The sequence below is a fragment of the Edaphobacter sp. FHG110511_03 genome, assembly GCF_059115365.1.
Genome location: NZ_JBZYWL010000001.1, coordinates 1,666,470 through 1,681,125, shown reverse-complemented (window position 1 = coordinate 1,681,125; position 14,656 = coordinate 1,666,470). Strand labels below are relative to the sequence as shown.

Here is a 14,656-nt window from a genome sequence, read left to right as displayed (position 1 = left end):
GAATGCAGGGACCCTTCACAATTGATTCTGCATCAGGCACGCAAACACCGCCGTTACAAACCGGCTATGTGTGGTGGATCGCCATCTCTGCCGCGCTGGGTGGACTGCTCTTTGGATATGACTGGGTTGTAATCGGAGGAGCGCGCCAGTTTTACGAGGTTTATTTCCATCTTAATGCTTCGGCCCAAGTTGGCTGGGCGAACAGCTGTGCGCTTCTCGGATGTCTCCTTGGCTCACTTGCCGCCGGCTACTTTACAGAACGATATGGCAGAAAACCACTGCTTCTTGTCTCTGCCGTTCTCTTCGCTGTCTCTTCCGCACTCACAGGATGGTCCTTCTCCTTCTCCAGCTTCATCATTTGGCGAATTATCGGTGGCATCGCAATCGGCCTGGCTTCCAATGTGTCTCCGCTTTACATTGCCGAGATCAGTCCTGCCGCGCTTCGAGGGCGTCTTGTGAGTCTCAATCAATTTGCCATTGTCGCAGGCATCCTATTGGCACAAATCGTCAACTGGCTCCTGGCACGCCCTGTCTCTCAAGGCATGTCACAGCAGGTCTTCTTTCAGAGCTGGAATGTACAGTATGGCTGGCGCTGGATGTTTACTGCTGTCGTTGTCCCGGCGACATTCTTCGCAATAGCATCCGTCTCCCTTCCAGAGAGTCCACGATGGCTCGTCAGCAGAAATCGTGAGTCAGAGGCCGTTTCCGTTCTAACTCGCATCGGCGGCCCTGCATATGCTGCCTCCGAAGTTGCGAGCATAGAACACTCGCTCAATGCCGACGTGACGGCTTCATCATGGGGCGATCTCTTGCGTCCAGGCGTTCGCCGCATTCTTTTCGTGGCAATAGCGCTGGCAGTTCTGCAACAGTGGACCGGCATCAACATTCTGTTTAACTATGCTGCAGAAATTTATCGAAGTGCTGGTTACGGATCGAACGACATCTTCCTCAATATCGTCATCACAGGTTCGATCAATCTTGTCTTTACGATTCTGGCGATGTTTCTTGTTGATTCTCTCGGTCGCCGTCGTTTGATGCTTGCAGGCTGCATCAGCATTGCACTTTCGCACCTCCTATGTGCATGGGCTTATAGCCACGGCAAGCTGGGAACACCAGTACTCATCCTCACTCTCAGCGCGATTGGTTGCTATGCTCTTACGCTGGCGCCAGTCACGTGGGTTCTTATCTCTGAAATCTTCCCGAACCGCGTCCGCTCGCATGGCGTCTCGGCTTCCGTCAGCGCTCTCTGGATCGCATCCTTTTTACTCACCTACACCTTCCCTTTCCTCAATAACCGCTTGGGAACAGGAGGAGTATTTGTCAGCTACGGTGCTATCTGCCTGGCTGGCGCACTTTTGGTCGCTTTCGGCGTTACAGAAACTCGTGGATACACTTTGGAACAAATCGAAGCCGCATCTCGGGCAAAAAATTGATCGATAGAGAATTCCTAGCGCCCGGGAAAAATAAACGAACCCTTTGAGGTGATCTCATGCTGTCTCGACTATCCGCCCTATCTTCCGCCTTCGTCTTCTTTTTGGTGTTCTCCCCTTTGTTGCAGGCGCAGGAGGTGGCCCCGTCAGTATCCTCGCCTGATGGCAGACTGACGATGACATTCGGAATCAGGAAGACACCGACGTCAGCAGGCGAAGCGGGACAACTCATTTATTCCGCCACATTCCGCGGCAAGCCAATCGTTGATGCTTCTTCTTTGGGCCTCGATCTGGAAGGTGGCGCAGTATTAGGTTCCGACGTTCATGTAGTGGAAACTAAACAGTCCTCCGGAATTGATGACTATCCTTTGAGAAACACTAAAGTCAGCAAGGTCCATGATGCTTATAACATGATTACCTTGCAGGTTGCGGAGCTGGGACAACACCCCCGTATGCTCCTGGTAGATGCTCGTGCTTACAACGATGGCCTTTGTTTCCGCTATCGCATACCATCGCAACCTTCTGTTCGCGATCTTCGCCTTCGCTCCGAAGCAACCGAGTTTCGATTCAGCCAGGATGCGACCGCATGGATGCTCGCGCTTCCCAACTATCGCAGCAGCTACGAGAGTGAATATGTAAAACTCAATCTCTCCGCACTCAGCAATCAAGGAGGAGTACCCAGTCACTTCCTCATTGGTACCCCTGTCCTCCTGCATGAACCCGGCGTTGCGTGGTTATCGCTGATGGAATCTGACCTTGAAAGCAATAGTTCCATGTACCTGACCAATCCATCTGGAAGTTGGGCGGGCCATTACTTCACGGTCAAACTATCTCCTCGATGGGATGATCCACAGTATGCTGCAATTGACAATCTTCCTCATCATTCTGCCTGGAGGATCCTCGCTGTAGCGGATGAGCCAGGAAAATTGATCGAGTCCAATCTGCTCACCGATCTCAATCCTGCGAATCGCATCTCCGATACAAGCTGGATTCAAGGTGGAAAGGCCTCCTGGAACTGGTGGGTAGACAACGTCAGCGTTACAGACAAAAGCGGTTTTACCACGGAGGTAATGAAGGAATATATCGATTTCGCCGCGGAAAATGGCTTGCCCTACTTCATGCTGGATGCCGGATGGTCCAGGCCCGGCGATATTACGCAACTGAACGGAAAGGTTGATGTTCCGGAACTCGTTCGCTATGGCGCGACCAAACATGTAAAAGTTTGGGTTTGGCTATACTCTGAGGCTGTCGCTAAGCAGATGCGCGAAGCCTTCCCTCTTTATGAGAAGTGGGGGGTCGCCGGGCTCAAAATTGACTTCATCAATCGCGATGATCAAGAAGGAATTCAGTTTTACTATGACGTTGCGAAGCATGCCGCAGAGCATCACCTGATGGTCGACTTCCACGGTTCGCGAACACCATGGGGCCTGCTTCGCACTTATCCCAACGTCATGAGCTACGAGGCTGTTCTCGGTCTCGAAAATAACAAGGTCGGTCGCCGTGACAGTCCGGTAGACCGCACAACCTTTGCCTCGACCAGGCTCCTCGCCGGGCCTATGGACTTCACGGCTGGCGCCTTCGACAATGCAACCGAAGATGGTTTCATCCCGCGAAATGAGGCCCCGATGGCGATGGGAACCCGAGCCCAGCAGCTCGCGCTTTATGTCATCTATGAGACGCCAATTCCCATGCTCTCCGATAGTCCACGGAACTATGTGAAGCAACCTGGCCTGGAGTTCTTGAAAGATGTTCCTGTTGAATGGGACGAGACGCACGTCGTCGACAGCGATCCCGGGGAATATACAGCTATTGCACGGCGTCATGGCGCAGAGTGGTATCTCGGCAGCATGACAAACTGGACACCACGCACATTGCGCATCCCGCTTCGCTTCCTGGGCTCCGGAACATACACTGCTGAAGCCTACGAAGATGCGCCAGATGCCGACAAACAGCCGAAGCACCTGCTCATATCGAAGAAATCGGTTACAAGCGCAGATACCATCACCTTACATCTCGCTCCAGGTGGGGGTGCAGCTATCCGTCTTGTGCCAGGAAACAGGAACTAAAAATTCAGCTGCTCTTCTTCGACTCGCGCCACCCTCTCAGGGGCGTCGTCGGAGAAGAGTGAGAGATTGCTCCGGAGAACAACATGGGGTGCCAATCGAATGTACCGATGTCGCTCATCCTTCTGCAGCAGATAGGCTACGAGATTTTCGAAAGCCAGCTTCCCCTGCGTGAAGGGGCGCTGGTAAATCGTCGCGAGGATCTTTCCATACTCAATCAATGGAACCAGGTCTTTGTACAAGTCCGTCGTAACAATATGTACCTTATCCAGAAGATTCAGCTCGTCCAGCGCTTGCAGCACAGGTTGGCTGTTCGCGGTGCTCAGGTACAGCCCTTCAGGACGTGTTCGTTTCTTCATAAGGTCCATGGTCTGACGGTAGGCCTCTTTGGGCCTCTCATGGCTCTCAAGCGCTGGCAGCAACGTCAAGTGCGGTGCCTGCACGGCGATTGTGGCAGCAAATCCCCTCAGTTTCTCCGCATGGTCCATCAGGGAGAGTTCCCCGCTGAACACTGCGACATTCGCCTTCTGAGCCAATCGAAAGGAAAGCAGCTCAGCCGCGATTGCGCCACTCACATACGCATCCACTCCTACGGATCCGATACGCTCACTGGTTGGCGCGTCCGAACCCACGCACATCATGGCAGTGCCGCCATGCGAGAGTTTACGAATCATCGAATCATATCGCTGCATATTGCCCGGCAAAAAGATGATCCCGTCATAGCCTCGATGAATCGCTTTCTGCAGGGCCTCTTCGTCCCCCACGCCAAGTCTGGGATACTCAATAAAATCCACTGCGACCTGGCCCCGCACCGCAACAGCGGCCGCCGAAGCGATCCCTGCGCGCAGCGGGTCGAAAAAGTACGAGATGTGTTTCGGCAATACCGCCGCTATCGAAATGCGCCGGTTCAGCTTCAAGGCCTGTGCTGCAAGATTGGGCCGATATCCCAGTTTGCTCGCCATCTGCAGCACACGGCTCTTCGTCCTCTCGCTCACGCCCGAACGATTGTGAAGTGCCCTGTCTACCGTACCGATAGAGATTTTGAGGGCTCGCGCAATCTCTTTAATTCCAACTTGCTTGGATTCAAGTTCCATGGCTGATAAAAATAATCCTACTCATAGAAACAACCTTCAATTGACGCATTCTCTCATAGCGAAGGCCCGACTGGATTGGGGATACGATGAATGACTGTCCGGCGCGAATTTGCTCAAATGTTTGTCAATCGTCCTGTACATTTTCTCGAGGAGTTCCGAATGCAATTCTCATCTATCGTCCGGCGTCTCTTTTTGCCCCTGCTCACTCTTTGCATCCTCGCATCGGCGCTACCGAAGAGAGCTTATGCTTCAGCACTGTTCGACGCAAAGACAAATGTCTTTCGCCTCGATGGCGGAGATGTGACTTACGTCCTTGGCATCAATACCCAGGGCGAGGTGCAGACGATTTACTGGGGAAAACATCTACCGGCAAGCGAACACTTCGACGCGGCACGCTCTGCGGACGGAGCCGCATCCTTTGACATGCCCGTCAATACAACACCGCAGGAATTCATCGGCTGGGGCGGAGCGCTCTACGTCGAGCCCGACCTGAAAATTACATTCCCCGACGGCAATCGCGACCTCGTTCTCAAATACGTCTCGAATAAGGTTGACGGAAATGAGGTCGATATCCTCATGAAAGACATCTCGCGCGAGGTGTATGTCACCCTTCAATACCGCATCGATACGGAGTCTGGGATTCTGCGCCGTTCCGCGAATATCGAAAACAAGACCTCTGCTTCCTTCAATATTGAACAGATCGCATCAGGAACGTGGAATCTGCCCCGCGGAACTGACTATCGTTTGCACTATGTCACAGGCCGATGGGCAGCAGAGTGGAATCTTCAGGAGCAGCCCATTCACGGTGGAAAGACGGTTCTGGAAAGCCGCCGAGGGACAACCGGCGCACAGAACAATCCCTGGTTCATGATTGACCATGCATCCGAGAAAGATCAGGATCGCGGAGACGTATGGTTTGGCGCACTCGGCTGGAGCGGTTCCTGGAAGCTCGCCGTCGAACAAAACGCGCTTCAGGATATCCGCGTCACCGGCGGCCCAAACTCTTTCGATTTTGCATACTTTCTCAAAAAGGGCGAGCATTTCCAAACTCCCTTCTTTTATGGTGGCTACTCTGACCACGGCCTCGGCGGAGCATCACGCCTTCTGCATCGTTTCGAGATCGACACCCTTCTTCCGCACGCCCCCACGCCTAAATTGCGGCCTGTCCTTTACAACTCTTGGGAGGCAACGACTTTTAACGTGGACGAAGCTGGCCAGATCGCACTTGCAGAAAAAGCTGCCAGCCTGGGCGTTGAACGTTTCGTGATGGACGACGGCTGGTTCGGGCAGCGCAAAACCGACCATGCTGGTCTTGGCGACTGGTATGTCAACCCGCAAAAGTTTCCCCACGGATTGAAGCCTCTCATCGACAAAGTCCACTCTCTCAAGATGGACTTTGGCCTTTGGGTGGAACCGGAGATGGTAAATCCCGATAGCGATCTCTATCGCAAACATCCGGACTGGGTTCTCAATTTTCCAGGCCGCCCTCAAACAGAAGGTCGCAATCAATTAGTGCTTAACCTCGCTCGTCCTGACGTTCACGCCTATGTTCTGCAATGGCTCGATAAGCTCCTCACCGAGAACGACATCTCCTTTATCAAGTGGGACTACAACCGGAACTGGTCCGAGCCCGGTTGGGCTGCGATTCCAGTAGAAGAGCAGAAGAACGTCTATATCAACTTCACGCGCAACTTCTACGACATCCTCGCCCAGTTACGGATAAAGCATCCAAACGTCGAATTCGAGAGCTGCTCTGGCGGCGGCGGTCGCGTTGACCTTGGCGTGATGCACCTCACAGATGAGGTCTGGCCATCCGACAATACCGATGCTTATGATCGCTTATCACTTCAGGATGGATTCACCTACGCCTACACTCCGGGAATCATGATGGCATGGGTCACCGACTCACCCACCTGGGTGAATCACCGTACGCTCTCGCTGGAATATCGCTTTCTCTCTTCCATGCAAGGTTCGTTAGGCGTAGGGGCGAATCTCAACAAGTGGTCTCCAGAGGATTTCCAGGTGGCGACGAAGATGATTGCGAGCTATAAATCCATTCGAGAGACGGTTCAACGTGGTTCGCTCTATCGGTTGATGTCGCCGCGCGAGGGAGAAGAATCCGTCACGGAAAGTGTCTCCCGCGATGGACGCCACGCAGTTGCCTTCGCATTTTTGCATTCCAGCACACAGAACTATCCATTTCCCCGCATCCATCTGCGCGGCCTGGATGAAAATGCCATCTATAAGATTCAACCCCTCAATGGCAAAGTCAACTCAGAAACTCCCGCCTCTGCAAGTGGAGCTTACTGGATGCATCGCGGAATCGACGTGGAGTTGCGCGGAGACTTCCAGGCGATGGCCTTCACACTTGAACGGCAGGAATCTGTCGCGGGTAAATGATGTGGCGGATGAAGAGCCAGTGCCGAAGCCATGACCGTACCTCAAGATGCGAAGAGAGGGGAATACCGGAATCCCCTTTCCCTCTGCATAAAGATCACGCTGTCTTTTGAAGTAGCCCGTGTGGATCGAGCACGAACTTCTTTGCTACACCCGAGTCGAAGTCACGGTAACCCTGGGGCGCTTCGTCAAGAGAGATCACCGTGGCGTTCACAATCTTTGCGATGGGCAGTCGATCATGCAGAATCGCCTGCATCAACGCGCGGTTATATTTGAGAACCGGAGTCTGTCCTGTGGAGAAGCGATGCGACTTCGCCCATCCCAGGCCAAACCGCATGCTCAAGGCTCCCTGTTGTGCAGCTTTGTCCTTCGAACCCGGATCTTCAGTCACATAAAGACCGGGAATTCCTATCCCTCCGGCCGCGCGGGTAATGGCCATCAGGGAATTCAGCACCGTTGCAGGAGCCTCGACCGCATGCTGCGCTCCATGTCCCTTTGCCTCAAAACCCACCGCGTCGATGGACGCGTCCACTTCGGGAACCCCAAGCACAGCTTCAATCAGCTCTTCTAACTTGTCGCTCTTGCTCAGATCAATGGGTTGAAAGCCCACAGACGCAGCATGCTTCAGCCGAGCCGGATTCATATCGCCTACCAGCACAACAGCAGCCCCTAAAATCTGTGCCGATGCCGCCGCCGCCATGCCAACTGGACCCGCGCCTGCGACATACACGGTCGAGCCCACTCCGACACCGGCTGTGACTGCGCCGTGGAACCCCGTAGGCAGAATGTCGGAAAGCATTGTCAGATCGCGAATCTTTTCAAGTGCCTGTGCTTTGTCCGGGAACTTGATTAGATTGAAGTCGGCATAAGGAACCATGACATATTCAGCCTGTCCCCCGACCCACCCACCCATGTCCACATAACCATACGCACCGCCAGCTCTGCTGGGATTGACGTTTAGACATACTCCCGTTTGTTCTTCTCTGCAGGTGCGGCATCGGCCGCAGGCAACATTGAATGGCACGGTTACCAGATCGCCGACATCAATATATTCAACGTCTTTACCTTTCTCAATCACCTCACCAGTAATCTCGTGGCCAAGTACCAGCCCTTTGGGAGCGGTCGTTCGACCGCGAACCATGTGCTGATCCGATCCGCAGATATTGGTGGAGACAACCTTGAGAATCACAGCATGTTCGATCTTCCTGCCCGCAGGATTTTCAAACTTGGGATCATCGATTGCCTGAACCTCTACATGGTTTGGTCCAAGATATACGACACCGCGATTGCCAGCCATAGCTCTTACTCCTTTTCTCGAAAGCCCGCCTGAGGACAACGCTGCTTTCTCTTCATAAGACGATGGCTTTCACTGCCCCTTTGCCTGACTTCTGCAATGTATTCCAGAAAAAGCAGTCATCGACGTTTCTAGGCATACGTCTACCAGCTGATCTGGATCGTTTTTTCTGAATATCCTCCGGTGGCGTTGCCGGCGATAATCAGCCAATCCCCGTCGCGTCGCGCTCCCGTCACCTTCAGATTGCGAACCGTGCCATTGGTCCGTAGGTAAATCCTTGAATCGCGCCCAGCAGGTATATCCAGCCTGACACTCAGGGAGTGCGGCCCATATTCCTGGTGGATAAACTTCAGCTGCTCAGTACTGGCCCCCGGCTGCACACTCTTCGGCTCCAATCCCACCTCCACCGTCGGAAGTGGGATTCGCAGGCGATGGCTGGTCGCCTCAGTTGCATCGCACGATGCCTCTGCGAAAAACTCGCGAGAGCTTTGGAGACAGAGCCTGACCGGCTTTTGCGAGACCGCCTCAACTTCGAGATTTGCATCGACTCGGTGCATCTCTAGATTGAGCCGCGTCATTCCAAACGGCACATTCTGCAACGAAGCTTCAGACCACTGCGCAGGCAGCTGAGGATCTACCCGCAGCCGTCCCGTCATCGCATCTGCCTCGAGACCGAACAGGCCGCGCACTGCCGGGCTCAACACCATCGCCGAAGACCACAGCTGATGCGAGCTGCTTCTGCCCAGGGGCTGATAGAACTGCCCTGACAGAAGCTCGGTAACCGCACCCGGATCCTGAAGCCACGTAAGCTGTGCGTTCTGTTCGAGACTGGCAAATCCAGCTTGCGGACGTCTAACGCGATACTCCGCAAGCGAGGCCCAGCCTGTATAGAGCGGCCACACAGAACCGTGATGATAGCTAAGAGGATCATAGGCAGCCTCACCCTCTCCCATCGAACGTGTTCCCCAATCGGTGGAAAAGCGCGGCGACGCCCAGGCGTCAAACATCTTGTCTTCTTGCGGAAGCATGAGTGAGCCACTCCACCACGCGACCGCAGGGAAGATCGTATGCCGCGTATCGAAGGAGTCTCCATCATGGCTGAAGCTGTAAAAGCCATATTGGCTGCGGTATGTGGCAAGATAATCGCGAATCGTCCTCGCCTGCTGCGCTGCCGTCGATGCGAGCGTGTCATCTTTCATCCACCTCGCCAGCTTCGCCATCGCCTCCGATGACTGCTGGTCGAGAGCTGCCAGATAGATCTCCTGCTGCGGCATCTTTGGAAGCCATTCTTCCACCCATCCCGTGCCCTGAGAGTTGTCGTAGACGCCATGGGTCGTGTGGGCTCGGGTGAAAGCATAAGCGCGTTTCACGTTGTCCCAATGCGCTCGCAGATATTCGATATCTCCACTGGAGAGAACATAATCGGCCATCTGCATCACAAACAGAGGCGTGGAATCTGCGGCCGCGTAGAGGTACGGAAGATGGACCCAGTCGACAAGTTCCGCCGTCTGCGAATACTCGTGCATCATCTTGCCGTCCGCACGCTGATGAGCTAACAGGAAGTCCATCGCTTCACGACTCAGCTGAAAATCGCCATAGCTGTTCACGGCATAGAGAGTCCACAATGTGTCGCGTCCGAAAAACCAGCCAAACCCAGGACGCGCCGAATCCCCTGACGTGTACCATCCACCGGCCAGCCCGGATCCAATGGGAGATAGAACCCTTGCCTGCTCAATGGAGATCTCCGCCCATTGCAGCGACTCGTCCAACCTCGCGTCAGGCGTGTGCGTCGTCAGCCTCGTATCAAAGAAATGATCGAAGAACTCCGCTGTGGATTGATAAAGCGCAGGCACCCCTTGTGCAGCTTCCAGCAAACGTCTCTGAAGTTGATCCACACTCAACTCCGGTTTGCCGTCAACACCGGTAACAGCTGCCAGCAGAGGAAAAAACCTTCCATCATCTCGAGCCGGATCGTAATGGATGTTGAACTCCAGGGGCAGCGTCTGCGCCCGTTCTTGATAAGGGCGAAGTGGGCCGCGCTCACTGCCTGGCATCGCGACGGCTCCGAAAAAATTCGGGTTGTCCGTTGCCAGCGTATAGATCCCGCCAGTGTCGACGCTGGTCCAGGACGCGTTTGGCCGTCCGAAGTTGGGAGCCGGCCATTGACGCTCCATCGAAGGCTCGAACTGCAGCGTAACCACAGCTGGGCGAATCGCGTGAATCTCAAATAGGACCACCGCCGTGGCAACGCCCGCATTCGCTGATCGCGGAATAAACATATGCTGCTTCACCGTAATCGCGGCATGGGAATAGGTGATGGTCGTGTGATCCGGTCGCACTTCGATCTGCGAGGCGTGTTTGTTCAGATCGATCGTAGTTTCATAACCCTCCAATCGAGCTGTGAGGCGCGCATTGTGCAGAATCTTCACGGGAAGCAGCCATAGCTCGAAGCTTCCATCCTGCTGGCCGAGAATGGCGCCACGTTGGCCCGTCACGCTGAACGGACGATTAGCTTGTGCAGCTTGCCTAATAAGCAGTTTGTTGCTGTCCAACGGAAAGCTTGAGACGGGTGCGAACCGCGCCTGTCCCGCGGCAATGCAAGCGGGGGAAAGCAGAAAAGCGCAAAATAGACGCATTCTGTACGAGAAGTGTCGCACGTGTCCTCTTCTTGTCACTCGGGATTCTAGTTGATGATGACTTGCGGAGGTAAGGCAAAACAGGAGCTGCCGTAAGACAGCTCCTGTCAAGGTTCATCTTGCGTCAGAAGGTGATGCGGCCAGCGAATTGCAGCTGACGCATGCTGGAGTTTCCTTCCAGGCTGGTAATGACGCCGCCACCCACAGTGCAGTCGACGCAGCGTGCATTCGACGCTGTTGGAATATCAAGCGCAGTATGGTTGAAGACATTAAAGGCCTGGAACTGGAACTGGGCCTTCACGCGTTCGGTGATTGGAATATCCTTGATGAGAGCAGCATCTGCGTAATAGTCGCGAGGCCCCACCAGGGAGTTACGGCCGATATTGCCAATTGTGCCAAAGGCGGGCCGGGCAAACGCACCCGCAGTGTCTCCATGCGCCGTCAGCGGAGCGACCGGCGTGAAGTACTGCCGTGAGTGCGTCACCGGATCAAGCGAGCTCACCTGGGTTGTAAAGCCACCACCGGCGCTGTCAGGACGACAATCGCTGCTGACACCGGGCCCACCGAAGTTGTTGTCCAGGTCCTGATCAGCTCCGCACTCCGCATAGGTAGGCGTGAACGGGCGTCCACTCTCCCATGTTGTGCTGCCACTCAGGGTCCAACCACCAATCGCATAATCGACCATGTGGTTGACGTTGCTTGCGAACATACGATCTCTGCCGAAAGGCAGTGCATACACTCCACTCATCACGAAAACATGCGTGCGATTTGTGTCGTTGCGTCCGCGGCTAAGCTCCGGATAGTTCGCAAATGCTGCATCGTTGGCATAGTTGATCGCCTTGGACCAGGTGTAGTTCGCATTGAATTGCAGGCCGTTGCTGAACCGCTTATCCAGCTTCGTCTGCAGAGCATGGTAATTGGCATTCGCCGACGGCGCGGCAGATGTCAGACCATTCGAGCAGCAGATGACCGCAGCACCCTGGTAGGTCCCGGCGAACTGATTGAAGTAAGGCCGCCGCGCCGCGCTATTACCAAGCTGGGCAGGCGACGTAGGAAGAAGCGGCGAGTTGAAGTCATACCCGTAGGTCTCACCCGGATAGATGCGTTCTGCGTGATTTCCCACATACGCGATCTCAGCCGTAAAGGTATTCGTGAACTGTTGTTGCAGCGTCAGGTTCCACTGATCCGCCTTCGGCAGCTGAATACGGTCACCACGGAACTGCGGGCTGGAGCTGTTGGAAAAAGGAATAATCCCATTGCTGGGAATCGTGGGAGCCGCCGGTTTTGCAGGCAGCGTTGTCAAGGTAGCAAAGTATTGCCCCGTCGCGCTCGTCGAGCCCTGGTCTTCGTTGTTCACAACCGGTAGATTGTGGGTCAGGATCGAACCGAAGAGCGTGCCGAAGAATCCCACGCTGTCATAGACCTGGCCAAAGCCGCCACGGATAACTGTATTAGGATGAACTTGGTACGCAAAGCCGAACCGGCCGGCAAGGTTCGTATAGTCCATCTTCTGACCACCGTTGGTTCCAGTCCCGCCTGCACCGGCAACTCGGATTCCACCCGCATTGATATCGGCGAAGCCGCCATTTCCCGGGCTATTGACGGTTTCCGGAAAGATGATGTCCCAGCGAACGCCATAGTTAACCTGCAGCTTGTTGGTAACGCGCCACGAATCCTGCGCATAGAACGCGCCGCGCTTCTGGCGGTTAGAGGCGTCCTGCGAATACACATCGAATCGCTGGAAGCGAGCCACCTGCCCGAACAGCAGCGATCCGAGCGCATTGCCGCTCGATGCAACCGGATCCAGAGGACCGGCAGCGGTCGAAGCCGATGCAAAGTTCAGGACGCCGGCGCGGTCGTTGTCGCTCGCATTGCGCAGGTTCAGAGCATAGCGAATATCACCACCGAACTTGATCGAATGATTACCAAGAATCTTGGTCCAGTTATTCGCAAGCTGAAACACCTGCTCGCTCTCCTGAAGGGGGCAATTGCATCCCTGGGTGCCAAAGTTGCTGATCGTATCCGTCATCGTAAAGTTCGGCAGGCCACTGCTGTCCGGCGCGGTATTCAGGTTAGGAATGCCCGCATTCAACGCAGGCGTCTGGCCCGCGGTGAGTTTATTCTCCGAAACGTGGTAGCTCAGAAAACCGAAGCGAAGATCTGTCAGCAGCGACGGGCTCACAGCCCAGTCCATGCCCAGGGCCGCACTCTGATTCTGAACCGTAGACCGCCCAGTCGTTCCTCCGATGCCGAAGCCCGGCCCGCCTGCCGGCCCGAACGCTGCATCTCCAAATAGACGGAAAAGCGCGTAATCGTAGCGGCCAAAGGCATGGATCTTGCTATTGACCTGGTGGTCGAGTCGCACATCTGCCTGGTCGGCATCGTTGCTGCCATTGCCCGATGCGGCGAAGTTATTCGTAACTGAAGTGCCGTTCGTATTCGGAGCCGGCAGCTGCTTCAACAAGGCGATTGCCTGCGGAGACAGCGCGGAACGCGGAATCGCATTGCTGGCATATTGCTGTCCCGGAACACCGTTACCGGCAACATGGTTATAGATGGGCTGCGAACCGAGATACTGGCTCAGATCGCAAGCCGCTCCGCTCGTCTGATCGATACAGGTATTGCGAACCTGCTGGGTCGGAACCGACAACAACTGGCTCGCGCCTAGCCGTTGACGCGTTCCCTGGTAGTCCATAAAGAAAAACGTGCGATCTTTGATGATCGGTCCCGAAAGCGATCCGCCAAATTGGCCGAAGACCTGATTGGGAATAAACTTCCCCGTCACCGGGTCAGGTGAGGACTGCGAGAAAGGATTGCGGGCCAACTGTTCGCCGCTGTGGCGGAAGAAAAAGGCATCTCCATGAAACTGGTTTCCACCGGACTTCGTCTGCGCGCTGACGATTCCGCCGATCGCGCCTCCAAATTCAGCATCATAGTTCGACGACGTTACCTTTAGTTCCCCTACCGAATCGAGGGTTGGATTGATGACGATAATTCCAAGCACCGGCTCACGGTTGTCCGTGCCATCCAGCAACCAGCCCTGAACACCGTAGCTCGATCCATTCGTCGTGACCGAAGTTGTGCCCTGCGGATTCTCGGGGCCATTGATGTTGAACGTCGAATGCTGCACTCCTGGCGTCAAAAGCGTAAACTGGGTGAAGTTGCGATTCAGGTTCGGAAGATTTTGAACCGCCCGCTCGTCCAGAATCTGGGCGACATCGGCTCGGTCTGTCTTCAACGCCGGAATGTCATTCGCCGAGACATTTATTGTCTCGCTCGATCCAGCGCCCAGCTTTACATCGACTAGCTGAGCTACGTCTGCGTGAACCACCACTCCCTTCGATTCGGTTGACTCAAACGAAGGAGCCTCCACTTTCACATCGTAGCTATCGGGAATAAGGTGAGCGACGCTCCACGCTCCGCTCTCGTTCGTTTGCGCGCTTTGCGTGATCCCTTTCGCCGCATTCGTGACTGTAACCGTAGCGCCTTTAACCACTGCCCCCGAAGTATCGGTCACGGTTCCGTACAACGAACCGTAGACCGCTTGTGCATGCATGCCTCGCGAGCCGGACAGCAGCAGACACACTGCTACTAACCCAAGCCATAAGCGGGCCGCTCTTTTTTGATTCAACATCTGGTCCTCCTAATTAGTGAGGCAAATACAAATTGCCTGTCGAAGAGATGAGCATCTTTACGCAACAGTCACAAACATTCGGCGTCTAAGTACATGAATGTCACCGTA

Annotated in this window: 7 protein-coding genes; 3 read left to right on the top strand and 4 right to left on the bottom strand. The window is 54.8% G+C overall.

Annotated elements, in window-relative coordinates; genetic code table 11:
• The first annotated feature begins 2 nt into the window (after window positions 1-2).
• Together AC5S26_RS06865 and AC5S26_RS06860 are read left to right on the top strand one after the other, a co-directional pair.
• On the top strand, window positions 3-1,433 hold the full coding sequence (locus AC5S26_RS06865) for a sugar porter family MFS transporter (RefSeq protein ID WP_494184105.1): 1,431 nt from the start codon (window positions 3-5) through the stop codon (window positions 1,431-1,433).
• 56 nt (window positions 1,434-1,489) lie between these two features.
• Window positions 1,490-3,496 (top strand): glycoside hydrolase family 97 protein, encoded by a 2,007-nt coding sequence (locus tag AC5S26_RS06860; protein ID WP_494184104.1) that lies wholly within the window; start codon window positions 1,490-1,492, stop codon window positions 3,494-3,496.
• Here the strand turns inward: AC5S26_RS06860 and AC5S26_RS06855 are convergent.
• Window positions 3,493-4,587: a LacI family DNA-binding transcriptional regulator gene (locus AC5S26_RS06855; protein ID WP_494184103.1), complete on the bottom strand. Its 1,095-nt coding sequence runs from the start codon at window positions 4,585-4,587 to the stop codon at window positions 3,493-3,495. The two genes, AC5S26_RS06860 and AC5S26_RS06855, sit on opposite strands and share 4 nt — an antisense overlap.
• A 159-nt stretch (window positions 4,588-4,746) precedes the next feature.
• Between AC5S26_RS06855 and AC5S26_RS06850 the strand changes: the two genes are divergently transcribed.
• Window positions 4,747-6,987 carry an alpha-galactosidase gene (locus AC5S26_RS06850; RefSeq protein ID WP_494184102.1) on the top strand — a complete coding sequence of 747 codons (2,241 nt, stop codon included), beginning with the start codon at window positions 4,747-4,749 and terminating at the stop codon, window positions 6,985-6,987.
• 94 nt (window positions 6,988-7,081) lie between these two features.
• On the opposite strand, the gene fdhA is transcribed toward AC5S26_RS06850, so the two are convergent.
• From fdhA to AC5S26_RS06835, 3 genes are all read right to left on the bottom strand, one after another.
• Complete coding sequence (gene fdhA, locus AC5S26_RS06845) at window positions 7,082-8,281, bottom strand: formaldehyde dehydrogenase, glutathione-independent (RefSeq protein WP_494184101.1); 1,200 nt, start codon at window positions 8,279-8,281, stop codon at window positions 7,082-7,084.
• A 140-nt stretch (window positions 8,282-8,421) separates the two neighbouring features.
• Window positions 8,422-10,935, bottom strand: a complete 2,514-nt coding sequence (locus tag AC5S26_RS06840) for an amylo-alpha-1,6-glucosidase (RefSeq protein ID WP_494184100.1) — start codon at window positions 10,933-10,935, stop codon at window positions 8,422-8,424.
• 103 nt (window positions 10,936-11,038) lie between these two features.
• On the bottom strand, window positions 11,039-14,548 hold the full coding sequence (locus AC5S26_RS06835) for an outer membrane beta-barrel protein (protein WP_494184099.1): 3,510 nt from the start codon (window positions 14,546-14,548) through the stop codon (window positions 11,039-11,041).
• Window positions 14,549-14,656: the final 108 nt, after the last annotated feature.